Genomic DNA, 19,748 nt, shown 5'->3' on the forward strand with positions numbered 1-19,748 from the left:
AACGCGGAGCACCCCATCGGTCGAGCTTGTCGCGAGTGCCACTCGTCGGTTGCTCTGCGGTGGAGGGCGGCCAAACCGATGAACGACAGATGCGAGTCGCCACCGTGCACGAACTTCCAACCGGCGCCCCCCATGGCGAACTTCAAGGCTGGACCGTAGTCGCCCGACCGCAACCGATCAACTTGAATTGACGATAGGTCAGTTCTATTTGCCTGTACTGACACGCAGGGTTAGATTCCCCAAGCCGGGTGACGGCTGCGGCTCAGGACCTGGGCGGCACAGGCGGGGAGGGGCAGCACACCTACCTGCACCCTCCCCGCACGGCCGGGTGGTTGCCGGGGCTTCGGGCCAACCCTCGATGCCGGCCTCGACGGTATGAAAGTGCTCGCTCTCGTAGCGCCGCAGAACGCACCGGTAACACTTTTCCGTCATCGTTCCGGCCCCGTTGCGGCCGGGTAGAGAAGAGCTGATTTTGACCCACACCACGAACCGACCGAGACCACCCGGCAGAGGTCGGCGGGTTCTGCTGCGGATAGGAAGCGGTGCAGCCCCTTTCGCCCTCGTCTCCGGGCTGTTGAGCGCCTCCCCCGTCGCGTTTGCCGCAACGGGCGACCCCGTTCCTCGTGTTCCCGGCTATGTGATCCCCCCGACCGACCGCGGCCGGGTCGTGGACCTGTGGAAGAACGGTGGCCCCGGCGTCCAGGCGGCCGCGGAAGTCGCCCTGACGGGCAGCGACGACGACGTCCAGCGCTTCCTCGACCAGGCCGAGCTGCTGACCCGGCAGGATGATCGGGTCGCCACCGCCCAGCTCGCCAGCATCGGCGGCACCAGCCTCCAGGAAGCCGCACGCAAGGCACTTGCGGGAACCACCAGCGAAATCAAGACATTCCTTGAAAGTGGCTGGAAGGCTCCACTTGAGCAAGACCAGCGTGTCAGGGTCGCCCAGATCATCGACACCAGCGGCCCCAATGTCCAGGAGAAGGGCCGCGAAGCCCTCCAGAAGGGCGCGGACGCCATCACGGCCTTCCTGAAGGAAGGCCAGTACTCCCAGCGCGAGCAGGACGAACGCGTCCAGGTCGCTCAAATCCTCAGCATCGGCGGGGAGAACACCCGGGCCGCGGGCCGTCTCGCCCTGCGTGGAGGGCCCGACCAGATCAGGGACTTCCTTGAAGTCGGGCAACATGTCGCCCGCGCCAAGGACCAAGAGCAAGCCACGATCACACAGCTGATCGAGCAGACCCGTGAGGCCGGCCGGCAGGCAAGCGCCGAGAAGGACGCCGCCAAGGAGGCTTCCGCGCGGGCAGTGACAGCAGCACGCGAGGCCAAGGAAGCAGCCGACACTGCCGCCCACGAGACAGAGGCTGCCAAGGGCGATGCGCTCAAGGCGGCGGCCGCGGCGAAGCGTGCCGCGGAGTTCACTCGTCAGGCGGCCGCCGCAGCGCAACAAGCCATCGCCGCAGCTGCCGCCGCCAATCGCGCCGCCCGCGTGGCCGCGATTGCCGCCTCAAACGCGTCCAGCGCCGCGGCGGCCGCGAGCAAGGCAGCCACTCGTGCTCGCGACGCCGCGGCCGCAGCCGCAGTCGATGGAACCAAGGCCTCTGACGCCAACAAGGCGGCCGCTGACGCCAGGGCTGCGATGGTGGGTGTCAGGGAAGTGGAGAAGGCTGCGTCTTTGGCATCCGATTCCGCCGAGGCTGCCGCCGGTGCCGTCGAAGCAGCCCTGGGAGCCGGTAAGAACGCCCTCCTGACGGCCGACGCTGCCATGGATGCCAGCCGTTTCGCCGATCAGGCGGGCGTCAGCTCCAGCGACGCTCGTGCTGCGGCCGACCAGGCTCGTCGGCATGCGAATGAGGCCAACCGTGCGGCGAATATGGCTGCCGGCCTGGCGCGCAAGGCGGCGTTTGCCGCACGCCAGGCACGCGACGCGGCCCACTCGGCAGCCACCCACGCGGAGAACGCGGCGAACGCGGCGGAGGAAGCCGCCAAACACGCCGGAGAGGCAGCCACCGCGGCAGCCGAGTCCACGAAGCATGCCGAGGCTGCGGCCCAGGCAGCCGCGACCGCCACCGATGCCGTCGACAAGGCCAAGGGTGTCGACACACTGGCCCGCGAGATCGATGCCGCAGAACTTCTGGCGCGGACGAACGCCGGCTTGGAGCGGGCGAAGGACAACAAGGCGAAGGAGGAAGCAGAGGAAGCGGCGGACGCGCAGGAAGCCAAGGAGTCCAGGGACCTCGAAGCCGAGGCGAAGCAGCTTGCGGCCGAGGCGGCCAAGCCCGGTGCGAATCCGACCGCCCTCGCACCCAGAGCCCGGCGTATGGCCCTGAAGACCGCGCAGATCCGCGGCGAATGGAGCAAGGTCGCAGCCGAGGTCGCACTCGCCGGGTCCGACGCCGACATCACCACCTACATACAGACCGGGTGGGCTCGTGCCGACCAGCAGGATCGGCGGGCGCAGACTGCCCGCCTGGCCGAGGAGCACCCCTCCGCCAGTGTGAGGGCGGCCGCCGAGCAAGCCCTCAAGGGCGACGTGACGGTTGTGAATACCTTCCTCAACTCCGGCCAGTACGCGGTGGGCAAGGAGGACTTGCGGGTCTACATCGCGCAGGTCATTGAGAACGCCGGTCCGGTCACCACTGACGCCGGTCGTGCAGCCCTCAACTCCGGCGATGTCGCGAAGTACACCGCCTTCGCGACAACAGGTCAGTACACCGCACGCACCCAGGACGAGCGTGTCCGGGCAGCCCAGCTCGCGGACAGCGGTGGTCCCGAACTCCAGTCTGCCGCCCGCATCGCTCTGAGCGGCTCCAAGGCGGATCTGCACGGGTTCATCCAGAGCGGCCAGTACGCGGCCCAGCAGCAGGACTGGCTTTCCACCACTCATCAGCAACGCGTCCAGCAGCTGATCGCGGAAGGCGCGGTCATCGCTGCCCAGGCCGCCCAGGACTCGGCAGAGGCCGCTGAGGCCGCTGCCACGGCCCGCAAGGCCGATGAAGAGGCCCACGGGTATGCCACTCAGGCAGCTACCTCGGCCGGGCAAGCCAAGACCTACGCAGCCCAAGCCGCCAAGTCCGCCAAGGAAGCCGAAGCCTCTGCCGCCCGCGCGGCGGAGGCGGCGAACACCGCGCGTGCCGCGGCCGCCAGCGCCAACACCGCAGCACGCAACGCCTCGCTCTCGGCCGCCGACGCGGAAATCTCGGCCCAGTCCGCCCGTACCTCGGCCTCCATCGCCTGGGCCTACGCGGCAAAGGCGCGCGACACCTTCCTGCAGGCACACAATGACGCCGCCACCGCCCAGCGCGAAGCCGACATCGCCTATGCCAAGTCCGTGCAGATCGCCGAGGAAAAGGCAGAGAGGGACCGCAAGAACGCCCCCGGCAGAGAAGCCAGCCGCCAATACCGCTGCGGCTACGACGGCCTTGGCTGCATGACCGACAAGCAGCACTTCCGCTGGTGCCTGCAGAACAAATACAACTGTGAAGCCATCAGGGCAGCACCCGAGTACTGGAAGCCCTACGCAGAGGGAACCAAGTGGGCCCTTCAAAACGGCCTGAGCCTGAGCAACCTCTACAACTGCTACACGAAGAACGATTTTGACGCCTGCGTGGACTTCGTCAAGGACAATCTGGTCAGCAACAAGATCCGCATGCTGCGGGCCAGCATCTCCCTCCTAAAGGGCGTCACAGGATCAGGTTGCTCCCGATGCTTCCTTGCCGGAACCAAGATCCTCTTGAGTGACGGATCCACACGCAACGTTGAGGAAATCAAGGAAGGCGATATCGTCCTATCGACTGACCCTGCCTCCAAAGCCACAGGGGGACGCAAGGTCACGCACCTCGTCATCACCGAAGGGAACAAGCACCTCAACGATCTCGTCATCCAGTCCAAGCAAAGAACTGAAACACTCACCGCCACCAACGAGCATCCTTTCTGGAGCCCCTCGGGGAACCGATGGATTCAGGCTCAGGAACTTCTGCCTGGCAACACACTGCAGAGCAACGACGGCACGTTGGTACGCGTTGTGTCGAACCACTCGCGCACCCAACTGGCCAAGACTTACAACTTTACCGTCGAAGACTTCCACACTTACTATGTCCTGGCTGGCCAGACCCCGGTACTGGTGCACAATTCCAGCTGCGGCGACATCGCCTTGGGTAAGCAGCAGGTGGGGGACGACGACATGGCCCTCGACATCTTCGGTATGGAGGTGGGCGGCCTCACCTACAAGGACTGGCCAAGCGGCACTGCGTGGCATCGACAAATTGAAGCCTTCCTGCAGGACGGCAAAACGAATATTCACGTCAATCTCGATGGGATCGACAATCCGAAGGAATACGCCAAGTCGGGAGAAAAAATCGATCCCGCTGTAGACGATATGGGGTATACACGCTGGGAAATGTACAAGCTGAGCCAGTCCCCCGACGCCTGGCCGAGGGTCACGTGGTACCGAAAAGGAAAGCTGGTTACGAACCCCTTTGAATGAACCCACCGATACGGCCGCACTCTGGTCTAGCGATCACTCGTTTACCCTTTGGCGTTACGCCATTGGGCACTCCCGACTGCTCCTGAAATCGACTCCCATTTCCGGCGAGTCGCTGGGGATCGTATTTGAGGGTGTTGAGTTCGTGAAGCTCACTAGGGCTCTCCCGCGACTCTCCATTAGCCAAGCCAGCGTCAGCCAAGCAGGCGAGATTGATGATGCAGGCGTACGGAGCATCCGCCCGCTGCTCCGACTCGCCCTGCGCCATGAGAGGGGGATCGGTCTCGTAGCATGCTCTCGACTCACGGTGGGGGCGGTAACCGAAATGGATGACCGCAGCCCGTTCGAGTTGCACCCCGTCCACCTGAACATCGGCGCCTGATCTATGTTCCCTGCCGCGTGGCGGCAGGGAACATAGCAAGCCAATTTCGACTTCTTCATCGAGTCCAGAGGGACTCCGTATACCCATTCTGCGTACAGGCGTCGCGGCGCGAAGTGACGGCCACGATGGGGGTCGCGTCTCGCTTGGCGGCCGAGCACCAGGGGCTTCAGTGCGAGGCCGTCGTGGGAGATCCAGCGGCTCTACGTCGTCGAGACGGTGCAAGATCTGCTCATACAGTCGGCCCCAGACGCCGGCACGCGACCAGATCAGGACCCGGCAGCGGGTAGTCGATTTCGATATCCTGAAGCACGGCACACTCGGCCCCGTGCGAGGCACAACGACCTACGGCCACAAAGGTCACGGCCTCATAAGGTGGGCTTCTTGCGAGACGTGGCTGTCGGGCTGCCCGTGAGGAGCGGGCCCTGGTGCCTGTGGTTGTACTGGGCACCAGTAGCATCGCGGAGTTCGTTCCATACCCCCCGAACGTATCGGTGTCGCAGACACCCCCATGACTTTCAGAGGTGTCATGTCCGACAGGCTCGTCCTCACCGGGGACCGCGTCCCGGAGCCCACCGAGGCGCCGCAGACAGCTCCCGACCCCGGTCGACGCCGCCAGAGGGTGTGGTCGAGGCGCGGCGCTGCCGGGTCCGCGCGGGCGCCTCGAATAGCCGTGCTCGACGGTCTGCGGCTCTTCGCGGCGCTGTCGGTGGTGCTGTTCCACTACCTGGCCGGTTCGGGGACGATCCCCTGGCAGCGGACGGCGGTCGAGCTGTTTCCCACCCTGCACAAGGTCGCCGAGTTCGGCTGGCTGGGTGTGGTCTTCTTCTTCATGATCAGCGGCTTCGTGATCTGCATGTCCGGCTGGGGCAAGTCCCTCCAGCAGTTCTGGCACGGCCGGATCCTACGACTGTTCCCGCTCTACTGGGCGGCGGTCGTGCTCTCCTCGGCGGCTGCCCGCCTCGGCCCGCGGACCCCGGGCGAGCCGAAGGTCACCGTCGGCCAAATGCTCACCAACCTCACGATGCTCCACGAGCCCCTCGGCGTGAACAGCGTCGACAACGTCTACTGGACGCTCTGGATCGAGCTGCGCTTCTACCTGATCTTCTCGCTGGTCGTCCTGCTGGGTGCCGGCCACCGCAGGGTCGCGAACTTCTGCTGGGTCTGGGCGCTGGGTTCGGTCCTGGCGCCGGCGGCGGGCATCCCGCTGCTGGACCAGCTCCTGGTGCCCCGGTGGGCGCCCTTCTTCATCGCCGGGATCACCTTCTACCTGGTCCGCCGGGCCGGCCGCTTCGACGGTGAGACCCTGGGCCTCCTGGCGCTGTCCTGGCTGCTGATGCAGCACCGCCTCCCGGCGATCATGCAGGGCGAGGGGCACGGCATCAACTGGAAGGTCTGTCTGGCCGCGATCACCGTCATGTACGTGCTGATGGGCCTGATCGCACTCGGCAAGCTGGACTGGATCCAGTGGCGCTGGCTGCCGATCGCGGGCGCGATCTCCTACCCGCTCTACCTCGTGCACCAGTCGCTGGGCATACGCGTGATCTGGCGATGGAACCAGCAGTGGGGTGCGTGGCCGACCCTGCTCGGCGTCATCGCGGGCGCGATGCTGATCGCCTGGCTGCTGCACCGCCTCGTCGAGCGGCCCCTCGTCCCGCTGCTGCGCCGCCTGCTCACCCCGGCCGCGTCGGCGTCCCGGTAGATCTCCGCACCCGCCCGGGGCCATCGGTCCTCGGGCGGGATCGCGGGGCGGTCAGACCGCGGGTGGGGGTTGGGTGCGGCCCAGGATGATGGCCGTGTTCACCAGGCCGACGTGGCTGAACGCCTGTGGGAAGTTGCCGAGTTGGCGGTCCGACACCGGGTCGTACTCCTCCGCGAGGAGTCCCACGTCGTTGCGTACGGCCAGCAGCCGCTCGAACAGTTCGCGCGCCTCCTTGTCCCGGCCGGTCATGTGCAACGCGTCCGCGAGCCAGAACGAGCAGGCCAGGAAGGCGCCTTCGTCGCCGGGCAGGCCGTCCACCGACGGGCCCTCGATGCTGTAGCGGCGGACCAGGCCACTGCTGCCGAGCTCCGCGCGGACCGCGTCGACCGTGCCGATCACGCGCGGGTCGTCGGGCGGCAGGAACCCGACGCGCGGGATGAGCAGGGTGGCCGCGTCCAGCTCCCGGGAACCGTAGTACTGCGTGAAGGTGCCCCGCACGGGGTCGAAGCCGTTGTCGATCACGTCCCGGTGCACCTCGTCCCGCATGGCCCGCCACCGCTCCACGTCTCCGGGCAGCGAGGAGTCGCTCTCCATGGTGCGCACGGCCCGGTCCGCGGCGACCCAGGCCATCACCTTGGAGTGCACGAAGTGCCGGCGCGGCCCGCGCACCTCCCACAGCCCCTCGTCCGGCCGGCGCCAGTTGCGTTCCAGGAAGTCGAGGAGCGCGAGCTGGATCTGCCAGGCGTGCCGCTCCGAGGGCAGCCCGTTCTCCCGGGCCAGGTACAGGGAGTCGAGGACCTCCCCGTACACGTCGAGCTGGAGTTGGTCCACGGCCGCGTTGCCGACCCGGACCGGGGCGGAGTCGGCGTAGCCGCGCAACCACGGCAGGTCGGATTCCGGGATCCGCCGCTCGCCCCCGATCCCGTACATGATCTGCAGGTCGGCGGGGTCGCCGGCGACCGCGCGCAGCAGCCATTCGCGCCAGGCGCGGGCTTCGTCGTGGAAGCCGGTCTCCAGGAGGGAGCCGAGGGTGAGGGTGGAGTCGCGCAGCCAGCAGTAGCGGTAGTCCCAGTTGCGGACGCCGCCGAGTTCCTCGGGGAGGGAGGTCGTGGCGGCGGCTGCGATTCCGCCGGTCGGGGCGTAGGTGAGGGCCTTGAGGGTGATCAGGGAGCGGGTCACCGCTTCCCGGTAGGGGCCTTCGTAGGTGCACTGGGCGGTCCAGTCCCGCCAGTCGGCGAGGTTCTGTTCGAGCGCCTCGTACGGGTCGACGGTCGCGGGGCGCGGTTCGTGCGAGGGGTGCCAGGTGAGGACGAAGGCGACCCGTTCGCCGGCGGCGACGGTGAATTCGGAGCGGGTGCTGTTGTCCTCGCCCCAGGTGTGCACGGCCGGTTCGCTGCGGAACCAGGCGGAGTCGGGCCCGGCTACCGCGACCCGCTCGCCGTTGGAGCGCCGGACCCAGGGGACGACGTGTCCGTAGTCGAACCGCAGGCGCAGGACGCTGAGCACGGCGGCCTCGCCGGACAGGCCCTCGACGATGCGCATCACGTCGGGGGCGCTGTCGCGCTCCGGCATGAAGTCGGTGACCTTGAACGAGGCGCCGTCCGGAGTGTCCCAGTAGGACTCCAGGACCAGCGAGCCGTCGATGTAGGCGCGGTGCGTGCACCGTGCGCCGGCGGCGGCCCCGGCCGGGGCGATGCGCCAGTGGCCGTTCTCCTTGCCGCCGAGGAGCGCCGAGAAGCAGGCGGGCGAATCGAAACGCGGCAGGCACAGCCAGTCGAGGGACCCGTCGCGGCCGACGAGCCCGCTGGTCATGAGGTCGCCGATGAGTGCGTAGTCTTCGATGGGTTGTGTCATTTGTGCGCTGTTCCCCCGAATGCCCGGGCCCAATCAGTGCAGGCCCCGGGCATCCCCGTGCGCAATACGGTCACCCGCCCGCGGTCAGCTGCGTACGAGGAGCAGCGCGCTCGCGATGACCACGCCGAGGGCGACTGCGAGGGCGCCGTGGGCGAGGCGGTGGCTGCGCAGCACGGGCAGGAAGCGGTCGGCGGCGTACCGGCCGGGGCCGGTGAGGGCCACCGCGGCGGCCGCCACGGTCAGGAGGAGCTCGTACTCGATGCCCTTGGGGGCGAAGAAGGACCCGGCGCCGTGGACGGCGATCGCGTTGATCATGGTGCCGACGACGGCGGCTCCGGCGAGCGGGGTGAGCAGTCCGAGGGCGAGGCCGAGGCCGCCGAGGGTCTCGGTCAGGCCTGCGACGACGGCCATGGCGTCGCCCGCGGGGTAGCCGCTGGCGGTGAAGAACTGGCCGGTGCCGCTGACGCCGCCGCCACCGAACCAGCCGAAGAGCTTCTGCGCGCCGTGGCCGGCCATCGTGAGACCGAGGACGACGCGGAGGAGGAGCAGTCCGGCGTCGTGGGCGGAGGTGGAGGGGGCGAGGGGGACGGCCGGTGCGGCGGCCTGCGGCTTCGTCGCGGTGACGGAGGGGCTGGTCATGGGGGATTCCTTCCGGTCGGGCGGTCCGGGCGGGGACGGAGTAACGGAGTAACGAGTAGTTCAAATTCGAACCGCCAGCTCCGACCTTAACCATTGATTCAAATTGGAACAACTCGTGTAAACTGGGGGCATGGCTGAAACGAGATGGCTGGACGAGCGCGAGATGCGCGCCTGGAGCGGCTTCCTGGCCGCCTCCGCCCTGGTGAACCGCCGCCTCGACCAGCAGCTCAAGGACGACTCCGGCCTCTCTCACCCGCAGTACGAGATACTGGTACGGCTCGCCGCGGCTCCGGACCGCGAGCTGCGGATGACGGAACTTGCCAATGGCCTGATCAACTCGAAGAGCGGGCTGACCTACCAGGTCACCCAGCTGGAGAAGGCGGGCTTGGTCCGCCGTCGCAGCTGCCCCTCCGACGTGCGCGGGGTCTTCGCGGTCCTCACGGACGCCGGCACCGCCCGCTTGGAGGAGGCCGCACCCGGTCACGTCGCGACGGTCCGGGAAGCGCTGATCGACGTCCTGACCCCCGAACAGCTCGACACGCTCGCGGACGGGCTGGGCGAGGTCAGCCGCCGACTGCGCGAGCACAACGGGTAACACGGCCGAACGGGGTATAGGGGTGACATGGACGCAACGGTCTGGCTGACGGTCGGCGCGGTCGTCGCCCTCGGGCTGGCGATCGCGGCCGGCGTGCTCCTCGTACGGGTCTTCGCGGCTCGGCGCCTGCTGCTCGATGCGGGGATCCCGCTCCGCGACAAGGCGCTCTTCTGGGTCGCGGTGATCTACACCGTCTCGCCCGTGGACCTGATCCCGGACCCGGTGTACCTCGACGACATCGGCGTACTGCTGCTGGCTCTGCGCTCCCTGCACGCGGCGGCCGCAGCGGTACGGCCGGGCGCGGCCGCGGCCGCCGCGGCGGCGGCAGTGACCGCCGAGCCCGCCAGGGCGGCGACGACCGCGAAGCCGGCCACGGCCGAGGATCCGGGCACCGCATAGCCGCGGCCGGGGCGCAGCCGCAAGCACCTGCGCAGACCCCAACGCGCCCTGGAGCAGGGACTGTCCGTGGCTGCTGGCACCATGTCCCGCATGCCTGCTGAAGATCTTGACGCCCTGTCCTCCCCCTCCCCCACCGCCCTGCTGGAGGCCGGAGCCGCCCGGGTGCGGGAGTGGTCCGGCCCGCAGGCCGGCGGCGGGGTCGGCCGCGAGGTCTACACCCAGGCCCAGGCCGTGTTCGGGCATGCCGACGTCTCGCGTGCGGAGTTCGGCTCGTGGCTGCACTTCGCCGCGAAGGTGCTCGGGCACGACGCGTACGCGCGGCAGGTCGCCGAGGCAGAGCCCGGCATGCCCTGGCGCACCGTCTGGGCCTGGTGGCGGCCGGTCGGGGCCTTCCGGGCCGTACCGAACCTCAGCGGGGACGCCTCCGCCGCCGTCTTCGACGGGCCCGGCGGCCGGAGCCTGCTGAAGGTCTGGTCGCTGTGGACCGAAGAACGCTGGTTCGACCTGACCACCGGCGAGCCGTGCCCGGCGCCCGGCGCCGGGGAGTTCACCGAACGCACGGAGGAGCCCGGGGAGGAGGAGCCGTTCCTCTTCGACCCGGACGAGGACGCCTGGGCCCTGCACTGCCCCGGCACCTGGGAGGACCCGGTGCCGCTCGGCGCGGGGCGGTTCCTGCTCACCGAGGCGCGCGGGATCGTGGTGGTGGAGCGCAACGAGGCGGTGGCGGCGGCCGGCTGGCCCACCGGCGGCGCCGACAACGCCTCGTGGGACGAGGGCGCGGGCGAGCCGTGGTTCGCGGGCCCGGCGCCCGGCGAGGCGCCGCTCGACGCGGCCCGCGTGGAGGCGGTGTTCGGCGCGGACTGGACGGTCCGGGTACCCGAGGCGCGGCTGCCCGCGTCGCTCACCCACCGCCCGACCCGGGAGCTGATCAGCACGGTGGGCCTGCCGCGCCACTGGGGAGCAGGCGCGACCTCGTTCGAGCTCGCCTGGACCGAGGAGGGGCCCGGAGCGGCGGAGTCCGCGGACCAGGGGCCGGGCTTCGGCGGCCTGCTGCACATAGGGACGTTGGAGATGGGCTACGGCGACGAGGGCGTGGTGCTCGTCCACCCGGAGACGGGCGCGGTGTCGCTGATCCGCGAGGGCGAGGGGCCGTTCCCCTTCGCCCGGGACACGGAGACGTTCGTACGCCTGCTGGAGGCCGTGCGCCGGTTCATGGGGGCGTGTTGGAACCCGTACCCGGGCGAGAACGGCTGCGGCTCCTTCCTCGCGGAGGCGGCGGAGCTGGAGCCGGGCGTCCTGGAGTCGGACGACCCCGAGGAGCCGGGCGCAGCGGCCTGGGAGCACGTTTTCGCGTCCATCACCGAACTGAGCGTCTACGGCTACTGACCGGGCGGCGCCGTCCCGGCCCGGCGGCGGGCCCGAGCGGCGGGCCCGAGCGGCGGGCCCGAGCGGCGGGCCCCGAAGGCAGGCCCCGAAGGCAGGGCGTGTCGGTATCAGCGGGCGCCGCAGGGCTCAGCGGACGCCGCGGGGGCGGTACTGGATGCTGATGCGCGGGCCGACGGCGCGGCTGGACTTGGGGACCGCGTGCTCCATGGTCCGCTGGCAGGAGCCGCCCATCACGACGAGGTCGCCGTGCCCCAGGGGCAGGCGCAGCAGGGTCGGGCCGCCGTCGCGGGGGCGCAGGACCAGGTCGCGCGGGTCGCCGACCGAGAGGATCGCGACCATGGTGTCCTCGGTGGCGGACCGGCCGATGCGGTCGCCGTGCCAGGCGACGCTGTCGCGGCCGTCGCGGTAGAGGCAGAGCCCGGCGGTGGCGAAGGGTTCCCCGAGCTCGGGGGCGTAATGCCGGGTCAGTGCGGTGCGGGCCTCGACGAGCGCCGGGTGCGGCAGGGACTCGCCCTCGTCGTAGAAGGCGAGCAGGCGGGGTACGTCGACCTCGCGCTCGTACATCTGGCGCCGCTCGGCCCGCCAGGGCACGTCCTCGGCCAGCCGCTCGAACAGTGAGTCGGCGCCAGAGAGCCAGCCGGGCAGGTGGTCGACCCAGGCGCCGGAGCCGAGCCGGGTGCGGCACAGCCCTTGGAGCGGGCCGAGGCGGATCTCGTCGCCCTGGTCGAAGAGGGAGCCCTGGAGGCCGGGGATCGTACGCACCCACCCATCATATCCCGCCACTCGAACACGCGATCGATTACACGTCCCACCAGGGGTTTTCCCTCCCCGGGCGGGCCGTCAAGATTTCGCTAGGGAGGCGTTAAGGAGCCGTCAAGACCGGTCGCGGCCGACGCTGCGGCCCGCCTCCGGCCGCGGACTGCGCCCCAGCACGTCCATGCAGGTGGGAGGCGGGTTCCGGGCCGAACGCGTACCTCCGTCCAACCGGAGCAACCTCCCGTGCGGGGCCGCCCGGGGCCCGTCAGGATGAGATCGCGCGCGTGCACGAATGATCGAGTTCCGTACGCTTGCCCAGCCGTCGCACCGATGGCCGGATCCAAGCCGTACGAAGGAGCACCCGCGATGGCCACCCCCACCCAGCCGAGCCGCCTCAGGGCATGGCTCCTGGAAGGCCTGACCGACCAGACGAAGCACCGGTCGGGCCATCGGCCGGAGGGGTCGGACGAGAGCGGCACGCCCGCGGCCGCCGACCACGGGCGGCCTTGGTGGCGGGTGATGTGCCTGACCGGCCTCGACTACTTCTCGACCTTGGGCTACCAGCCGGGCATCGCGGCGCTCGCCGCCGGCCTGCTCTCGCCCCTGGCCACGATCGTGCTGGTGGTGCTGACCCTGTTGGGGGCGCTGCCCGTCTACCGCCGCGTGGCGGAGGAGAGCCCGCACGGCGAGGGCTCGATCGCGATGCTGGAACGGCTGCTGTCGTTCTGGAAGGGCAAGCTGTTCGTCCTCACCCTCCTCGGCTTCGCGGCCACCGACTTCCTGATCACCATCACCCTGTCGGCGGCGGACGCGACCGCGCACATGGTCGAGAACCCCCATCTGACGAGCACGCTCAACGGCCACCAGGTACTGATCACCCTGATCCTGATCGCGCTGCTGGGCGGCGTGTTCCTCAAGGGGTTCAGCGAGGCCATCGGGGTGGCCGTGGTCCTGGTCTTCTCGTACCTCGCGCTGAACGTCGTCGTGATCGGGGTCGGCCTGTGGCAGGTCGTCAGCGAGCCCCACGTCATCACCGACTGGAAACAGGCGTTGCTCACCGAGCACGGCAACGTCTTCATGATGATCGCCATCGCGCTCGTGGTCTTCCCGAAGCTGGCGCTGGGTCTGTCCGGGTTCGAGACGGGCGTCGCGGTCATGCCGCACGTCCAGGGCTCCCCGCACGACACGGAGGAGAATCCCGCGGGCCGGATCCGGGGCACGAAGAAGCTACTGACCACGGCCGCCGTGATCATGAGCGTCTTCCTGATCACCAGCAGCTTCGTCACCACCCTCCTCATCCCCGCCGCCGCCTTCCAACCCGGCGGCGAGGCCAACGGCCGCGCCCTGGCGTACCTGGCCCACGAGTACCTGGGCTCGGCCTTCGGCACCGTCTACGACGTCTCGACCATCTTGATCCTGTGGTTCGCGGGCTCCTCGGCCATGGCCGGCCTGCTCAACCTGATGCCGCGCTACCTGCCCCGCTACGGCATGGCCCCCTCCTGGGCCCGCGCCCTGCGCCCGATGGTCATCGTCTTCACCCTGATCGCCTTCCTGGTGACCTGGCTCTTCGACGCCGACGTCGACGCCCAGGGCGGTGCCTACGCCACCGGTGTCCTCGTCCTGATCACCTCCGCGGCCGTCGCGGTCACCATCGCGGCCCGCCGGGCCGGGGAACGCGGCTGGACCATCGGCTTCGGCGTCATCTCCGCCGTCTTCGTCTACACCACCGCCGTCAACGTCGCCGAACGACCCGACGGCGTGAAGATCGGCGCCTGCTTCATCGCCGGCATCATGGCCCTCTCCCTCCTCTCACGCCTCGCCCGCGTCTTCGAGCTGCGCGTCACCCACGTGGAATTCGACGACATGGCCCAACGGTTCATCCGCGACACCGCCAACCGCACCATCCGGTTCATCGCCAACGAGCCCGACAACCGCGACGCCGACGAGTACCGGCTCAAGAAGCAGCAGATCCGCGCCGACAACGACATCCCCTCCGAGGACGACGTCATGTTCGTCGAGGTCACCGTTCTGGACGCATCCGAATTCGAATCGGGCATGCGCGTGCGCGGCGAAGTCCTCCACGGCCGCTACCGCGTCCTGACCCTGGAAAGCTCCAGCATCCCCAACGCACTCGCCGCCCTCCTCCTCCACGTACGGGACGACACCGGCCAGCGCCCGCACATCTACTTCGAATGGACGGAGGGCAACCCGATGGCCAACTTCCTCCGCTTCTTCCTCTTCGGACAGGGCGAGGTCGCCCCCGTCACCCGCGAGGTCATCCGGGAGGCCGAACCCGACCGCAGCCGCCGCCCCCACGTCCACGCCGGCTGACGCCGGGCGCGGATCCGGCTCCGTACGTACCGTGGGAAGGCAGCTACTCACCCCCGGAGTCGCGATGAGTGCCTATCCCCCGATCGCAGAGCACGGTCTGATCGGCGACCTCCAGACGGCCGCGCTGGTCTCCAGTGCCGGAACGGTCGACTGGTGGTGCACGCCGCGGTTCGACTCCCCCAGCATCTTCGGAGCACTGCTGGACCGGGCGGGCGGGGGCCACTGCCACCTGGCGGTCGATCTCGACCGGCTCGGCGACGTCAAGGTCAAGCAGCTGTACCTCGCCGACACGGCCACGCTGGTGACCCGGTTCATGACCACGGACGGCGTCGGGGAAGTGGGCGACTACATGGTCCCCGACGACTCCCGCGAGGCCACCGACCGGCATCAACTGCACCGGACGGTACGGGTGGTGCGCGGCAGCCTCCCGTTCGTCCTGGAGGTCCGGCCCCGCTTCGACTACGGGCGGGCCCCGCACACCCTGAAGCTCCTCGACGACGGGTCGGCTCTGATGCAGGGCCCGGGGACGGACCTGTTCGTCCAGGCGAGCGCGCCGATCACCCTCGTCGCGGACGGACAGGACGCCGTCGCGCGCTTCACCATGACGGCGGGCGACGCCGCAGTCGTCGTCCTGACCAGCGACGCCGCCGGCAGCCCCCGCCCCGATCCCCTCAGCCGCGAACGCGCCCTTGCGGATTTCGACCGGTGCCGCGCCTTCTGGCACGACTGGCTGCGCACCTCCACCTACCGGGGACGCTGGCAGGAGATGGTCAACCGGTCCGCCATCACCCTGAAGCTGCTCACCTACGCCCCGACCGGCGCGCCGATCGCCGCGGCGACCATGGGACTGCCCGAGCAGATCGGCGGGGAACGCAACTGGGACTACCGCTACACCTGGATCCGCGACGCGTCCCTGTCGGTGCGCGCCCTCGTCAAACTCGGTTTCACCGAGGAGGCCAACGCCTTCCGCCACTGGGTCCGCGACCGCTTCGAAGCCGGCGGCACCCCCTCCGGCCACCCCTTGCAGATCATGTACCGCATCGACGGCGACCCCCACCTGACCGAGGAGGTCCTCGACCACTGGGAGGGCTACCAGGGGTCCGCTCCCGTCCGGGCCGGTAACGCGGCCGCCGACCAGGTGCAGCTCGACATCTACGGCGAGGCCGCCTACGCGTTCGGCGAGGCCCACGACATGGGTGCGCTGCGCGGCTGGACGGCGTTCACCGGCGTCATCGACTGGTTCTGCGACCACTGGGACGCCCCGGACGAGGGGATCTGGGAGACCCGGGGCGGCCGCCAGGACTTCACCTACAGCCGCCTGATGTCGTGGGTCGCCTTCGACCGGGCCATCCGCCTCGCGCAGGCCCACTCCCGGCCCGCGGACATCGCCCGGTGGACGGCGGCACGCGACGCGATCTTCCTGCAGATCGTGGAGCGCGGCTGGAGCACCGAGCGGCAGGCCTTCGTGCAGAACTACGCGTCGGACGTGCTCGACGCGTCGCTGCTGCTCATGCCGAAGGTGGGTTTCATCTCGCCCTCCGACCCCGCCTGGCTGTCCACGCTCGACGCGATGGACCGGGAACTCGTCAGCGACAGCCTCGTCTACCGCTACGACCCCGCGGCCTCGCCGGACGGGCTGCGCGGTTCCGAAGGAACGTTCAACCTGTGCAGCTTCCTGTACGTCGAGGCGCTCGCCCGGGCCGGGCGGATCGGCCAGGCCCGCTACGCGTTCGACAAGATGCTGACCTACGCCAACCACGTCGGCCTGTTCGCCGAGGAGATCGGAGCCTCCGGCGAGCAGTTGGGCAACTTCCCGCAGGCGTTCACGCACCTGGCGCTCATCGACGCCGCGCTGGCGCTCGACGAGGAACTGGACCGCCGGTCGGCATGAGTGCGCCGTCCGGCGGGGTAGGGGGACCGCAGGCGCTGCCCGCCCACCACCCGTCGGCCCCACCAGGAGACACCCCATGCGGATGCTGATCAACAGTCCCGAGACCGTCGTCGCTGATGCCCTGCGGGGGATGGCGGCCGCGCATCCCGAGCTGGACGTGGACGTCGAGCGGCGGGTCGTCGTACGGCGGGACGCGCGGCTCGGGGGCCGGGTCGGGGTGGTGTCCGGGGGCGGGTCGGGGCACGAGCCGCTGCACGCCGGGTTCGTGGGGTACGGGATGCTGTCGGCCGCTTGCCCCGGGGAGGTGTTCACCTCGCCCGTGCCCGATCAGGTCCTGCGGGCGGCGGCGGCCGTGGACTCCGGGCAGGGTGTGCTGTTCGTCGTCAAGAACTACACCGGGGACGTGCTGAACTTCGAGATGGCGGCCGAACTCGCCGAGGAGGACGGCCTGCGGGTGGAGCGCGTGCTGGTCAACGACGACGTGGCCGTCACCGACAGTCTGTACACGGCGGGGCGGCGCGGCACCGGGGCCACGCTGTTCGTCGAGAAGGTCGCCGGTGCGGCCGCCGAGGAGGGCGCCCCGCTGGAGCGGGTCGCGGAGCTCGCCCGGCGGGTCAACGCCTCCTCGCGCAGCTTCGGGGTGGCGCTCAGCGCGTGCACGACACCGGCGAAGGGCAGTCCGACGTTCGACCTGCCCGACGGGGAACTGGAGCTGGGCATCGGCATCCACGGCGAGCCGGGCCGCGAACGGCGGGCCATGATGCCGGCCCGGGAGATCGCGGAGGTCGCGGTGGGAGCCGTACTGGAGGAGCTCGGGGAGGTGGCTCCGGCGGACGGGCCGGTACTGGCTCTGGTCAACGGCATGGGGGCGACGCCGCTGCTGGAGCTGTACGGGTTCCACGCGGAGGTGGCGCGGGTGCTGGCCGAGCGCGGGGTGCCGGTGGCACGGACGCTGGTCGGGAACTACGTCACCTCCCTGGACATGGCGGGGTGTTCGGTGACGCTGTGCCGGGCGGACGAGGAGCTGCTGCGGCTGTGGGACGCGCCCGTCCACACTCCGGCCCTGCGGTGGGGCTGCTGAGAAGGTGGGCGGGCACGGTGCGGACAGGGTCGTGGACACGGGTGAGGAGACGGAATTGCGTGACGGGGACTTCTTCCGGCGCTGGATGACGGCCGCCGGGGCCGTGGTGGAGCGCGAGGCGGACCGGCTGACCGAGCTCGACTCCCCCATCGGGGACGCCGACCACGGGAGCAATCTGCTGCGCGGCTTCACGGCGGTACGGGCAGCCCTGGCAGCGGATCCCACCGCGAGTCCGGGGGCGGTGCTGACGCTGGCGGGGCGGACCCTGATCTCGACGGTCGGCGGGGCCTCGGGCCCGTTGTACGGGACGCTGCTGCGGCGCACGGGCAAGGAGCTTGGGGAGGCCGCCGAGGTCTCCGACGAAGCGCTGCGCATGGCCCTGTACGCGGGAGTGGGCGCGGTGGCGCAGCTCGGCGGGGCGGCGCCCGGCGACAAGACGATGCTGGACGCGCTGGTGCCGGGGGTGGGGGCGCTGAGCACGTCGTACCGGGCGGCCGCGGACGCGGCGGAGAACGGCGCGCGGGCGACGGTGCCGATGCTGGCGCGCAAGGGGCGGGCCAGCTACCTCGGTGAGCGGAGCATCGGCCACCAGGACCCCGGGGCGACCTCGGCGGCCCTGCTGCTGGCGGCGCTCGCGGATGCGGCGGATGCGCCTGGTGCGGCTGATGCCGCTGGTGCCGAGTGAGCGCGCCGGTGGTGGGGATCGTGCTCGTGTCGCACAGCGCGGTGGTCGCACAGTCCGTGGCGGACCTGGCGCGCGGCCTGGCGGCGGGCGGCCCGGTCGTCCCGGTCGCAGCGGCGGGCGGCACCGCGGACGGCGGCCTGGGCACGAGCGCGGAGCGCATCGCTGAGGCCGCGCAGGAGGTGGACCGGGGGGCGGGGGTCGCGCTTCTGGCGGACCTGGGCAGCTCGGTGCTGACGGTGAAGGCGCTGCTGGTGGAGGACGAACTCCCGCCGGGGGCCCGGCTGCTGGACGCCCCGTTCCTGGAGGGCGCGGTGGCCGCGGTGGTGGCGGCCTCGGCGGGCGCCCCGCTGGAAGCGGTGGCCGCGGCGGCGGAGGAGGCCTACAGCTACCGCAAGACGTAACCGGCCGGCCCGAGCCACGCCGGCACGGTCACCGCCACTCGCCGCGACTCGCTCGTCCTAGCCGACCGGCGCCGTTGCCCGGCCGGTCGCGGTCGCGGTCGCGGCCACGGTGGGTACGGGAGGTCGGCGTGCCGGGCGGGGTGGTCAGCGGCGGCGCAGGGATTCGATTTCGCGGCGGTCGCGCTTCGTCGGGCGCCCCGTGCCGCGGTCGCGCACACCGACCACCTCGGCCTCGATGCGCGTCGGCGGGGGCGGGCTGTTGTCGACGAAGCATTCCGCGGCCACCGGCGCACCCACCCGCTTCGTCACGGGCTGCTTGACCACGACGATGCGCTCGCGCCCCGCGTGGAAGAGCCGTACCTCGTCCCCCGCACGCACCGTCTGAGCCGGCTTCGCGCGCTCCCCGTTGACCTTCACATGGCCCGCCCGGCAGGCGGTCGCCGCGACCGAGCGGGTCTTCGTCAGGCGGACCGACCAGATCCAGGCGTCCACCCGGGCAGTTCCCGTTCCCGTTGCTCCATCAGCCATGCCAGAACTCTAGCGAGCCGCCCCCACGGAAACGGAACACATTTTGGCAGATTCACCAAGAGGCATTGCATCTGCCATGTACATCATCCCAATAGAATTGCAAATGCGGGACACCTGCCCCTACCTTGTCGCTCATGCAGTCCTACACCATCGGACAGGCGGCCCGCCTGCTGGGCGTGAGCCCGGACACCGCCCGCCGCTGGGCCGACGCCGGCCGGGTCGCGACCCACCGCGACGAGGCCGGCCGGCGACTGATCGACGGCCGCGACCTGGCCGCATTCTCCGTAGAGGTCGGGCAGGGCGCCCACGCCGAGGACGAAGAGCCCTACACCTCGGCCCGCAACGCGTTTCCCGGCATCGTCACCGCCGTCAAGCTCGGCGACGTGGCCGCCCAGGTCGAGATCCAGGCAGGTCCCCACCGCCTGGTCTCCCTCCTCACCCGTGAGGCCGTCGAGGAGCTCGGACTGGAGGTCGGCATGCAGGCCACCGCCCGCGTGAAGTCCACCAGCGTGCACATCGACCGCACCTGACCCGTCCAGCACCAGCGCACGTCCCCACCCGCTCCGCCCGTCACCGGCGCGGGTCACCACCGCGCGGAACCGGCACCCGGCCGGCCGCCGACCCGACCGAGGAGCACCAGC

At 70.2% G+C, this 19,748-nt stretch carries 15 protein-coding genes; 11 read left to right on the plus strand and 4 right to left on the minus strand.

Going from position 1 to position 19,748, the window contains the following annotated elements; all coding sequences use genetic code 11:
* Window positions 1–574 precede the first annotated feature (574 nt).
* Both OG974_RS08355 and OG974_RS08360 read left to right on the plus strand, forming a co-directional pair.
* The gene (locus OG974_RS08355; protein ID WP_327282036.1) at window positions 575–4,483 is read left to right on the plus strand and encodes a polymorphic toxin-type HINT domain-containing protein; all 3,909 of its coding nucleotides are present in this window, start codon (window positions 575–577) and stop codon (window positions 4,481–4,483) included.
* Between the two features lie 905 nt (window positions 4,484–5,388).
* On the plus strand, window positions 5,389–6,561 hold the full coding sequence (locus OG974_RS08360; protein ID WP_328761826.1) for an acyltransferase: 1,173 nt from the start codon (window positions 5,389–5,391) through the stop codon (window positions 6,559–6,561).
* Between the two features lie 51 nt (window positions 6,562–6,612).
* Here OG974_RS08360 and OG974_RS08365 read toward each other — a convergent pair whose 3' ends face one another.
* Both OG974_RS08365 and OG974_RS08370 read right to left on the minus strand, forming a co-directional pair.
* Window positions 6,613–8,415: a glycoside hydrolase family 15 protein gene (locus OG974_RS08365; RefSeq protein WP_371646010.1), complete on the minus strand. Its 1,803-nt coding sequence runs from the start codon at window positions 8,413–8,415 to the stop codon at window positions 6,613–6,615.
* 84 nt (window positions 8,416–8,499) lie between these two features.
* A complete protein-coding gene (locus OG974_RS08370; protein ID WP_329312807.1) occupies window positions 8,500–9,054 on the minus strand; it encodes a DoxX family membrane protein in 555 nt (184 codons plus the stop codon).
* Between the two features lie 130 nt (window positions 9,055–9,184).
* Between OG974_RS08370 and OG974_RS08375 the strand changes: the two genes are divergently transcribed.
* From OG974_RS08375 to OG974_RS08385, 3 genes are all read left to right on the plus strand, one after another.
* A complete protein-coding gene (locus OG974_RS08375) occupies window positions 9,185–9,649 on the plus strand; it encodes a MarR family transcriptional regulator (RefSeq protein ID WP_327282040.1) in 465 nt (154 codons plus the stop codon).
* Between the two features lie 27 nt (window positions 9,650–9,676).
* Window positions 9,677–10,048, plus strand: a complete 372-nt coding sequence (locus OG974_RS08380) for a DUF1232 domain-containing protein (protein ID WP_327282041.1) — start codon at window positions 9,677–9,679, stop codon at window positions 10,046–10,048.
* Between the two features lie 90 nt (window positions 10,049–10,138).
* Complete coding sequence (locus OG974_RS08385; protein ID WP_371646014.1) at window positions 10,139–11,434, plus strand: SUKH-4 family immunity protein; 1,296 nt, start codon at window positions 10,139–10,141, stop codon at window positions 11,432–11,434.
* A gap of 126 nt (window positions 11,435–11,560) precedes the next feature.
* Here OG974_RS08385 and OG974_RS08390 read toward each other — a convergent pair whose 3' ends face one another.
* Window positions 11,561–12,187: an alpha-ketoglutarate-dependent dioxygenase AlkB gene (locus tag OG974_RS08390; RefSeq protein ID WP_371646762.1), complete on the minus strand. Its 627-nt coding sequence runs from the start codon at window positions 12,185–12,187 to the stop codon at window positions 11,561–11,563.
* A 369-nt stretch (window positions 12,188–12,556) separates the two neighbouring features.
* On the opposite strand from OG974_RS08390, the gene OG974_RS08395 reads away from it, so the two are divergent.
* The 5 genes from OG974_RS08395 to OG974_RS08415 all read left to right on the plus strand — a co-directional run bounded on the left by OG974_RS08395 (window position 12,557) and on the right by OG974_RS08415 (window position 18,579).
* Window positions 12,557–14,521, plus strand: coding sequence for an amino acid transporter (locus OG974_RS08395; RefSeq protein WP_327282044.1), 1,965 nt, complete (start codon window positions 12,557–12,559; stop codon window positions 14,519–14,521).
* Between the two features lie 64 nt (window positions 14,522–14,585).
* The gene (locus OG974_RS08400) at window positions 14,586–16,412 is read left to right on the plus strand and encodes a glycoside hydrolase family 15 protein (protein WP_327282045.1); all 1,827 of its coding nucleotides are present in this window, start codon (window positions 14,586–14,588) and stop codon (window positions 16,410–16,412) included.
* Between the two features lie 76 nt (window positions 16,413–16,488).
* On the plus strand, window positions 16,489–17,493 hold the full coding sequence (dhaK, locus tag OG974_RS08405) for a dihydroxyacetone kinase subunit DhaK (protein ID WP_327282046.1): 1,005 nt from the start codon (window positions 16,489–16,491) through the stop codon (window positions 17,491–17,493).
* 55 nt (window positions 17,494–17,548) lie between these two features.
* On the plus strand, window positions 17,549–18,178 hold the full coding sequence (gene dhaL / locus OG974_RS08410; protein WP_327282047.1) for a dihydroxyacetone kinase subunit DhaL: 630 nt from the start codon (window positions 17,549–17,551) through the stop codon (window positions 18,176–18,178).
* A 26-nt stretch (window positions 18,179–18,204) separates the two neighbouring features.
* Entirely contained in the window at window positions 18,205–18,579 is a 375-nt protein-coding gene (locus tag OG974_RS08415) for a PTS fructose transporter subunit IIA (RefSeq protein ID WP_327282048.1), read from the plus strand.
* A gap of 144 nt (window positions 18,580–18,723) precedes the next feature.
* Here the strand turns inward: OG974_RS08415 and OG974_RS08420 are convergent, their stop codons facing one another.
* Window positions 18,724–19,107, minus strand: a complete 384-nt coding sequence (locus OG974_RS08420) for an RNA-binding S4 domain-containing protein (protein ID WP_327282049.1) — start codon at window positions 19,105–19,107, stop codon at window positions 18,724–18,726.
* 134 nt (window positions 19,108–19,241) lie between these two features.
* Between OG974_RS08420 and OG974_RS08425 the strand changes: the two genes are divergently transcribed.
* Entirely contained in the window at window positions 19,242–19,637 is a 396-nt protein-coding gene (locus OG974_RS08425; protein ID WP_327282050.1) for a helix-turn-helix transcriptional regulator, read from the plus strand.
* Window positions 19,638–19,748: the final 111 nt, after the last annotated feature.

Origin of the sequence: Streptomyces sp. NBC_00597 (genome assembly GCF_041431095.1) — a bacterium.
Classification (GTDB): domain Bacteria; phylum Actinomycetota; class Actinomycetes; order Streptomycetales; family Streptomycetaceae; genus Streptomyces.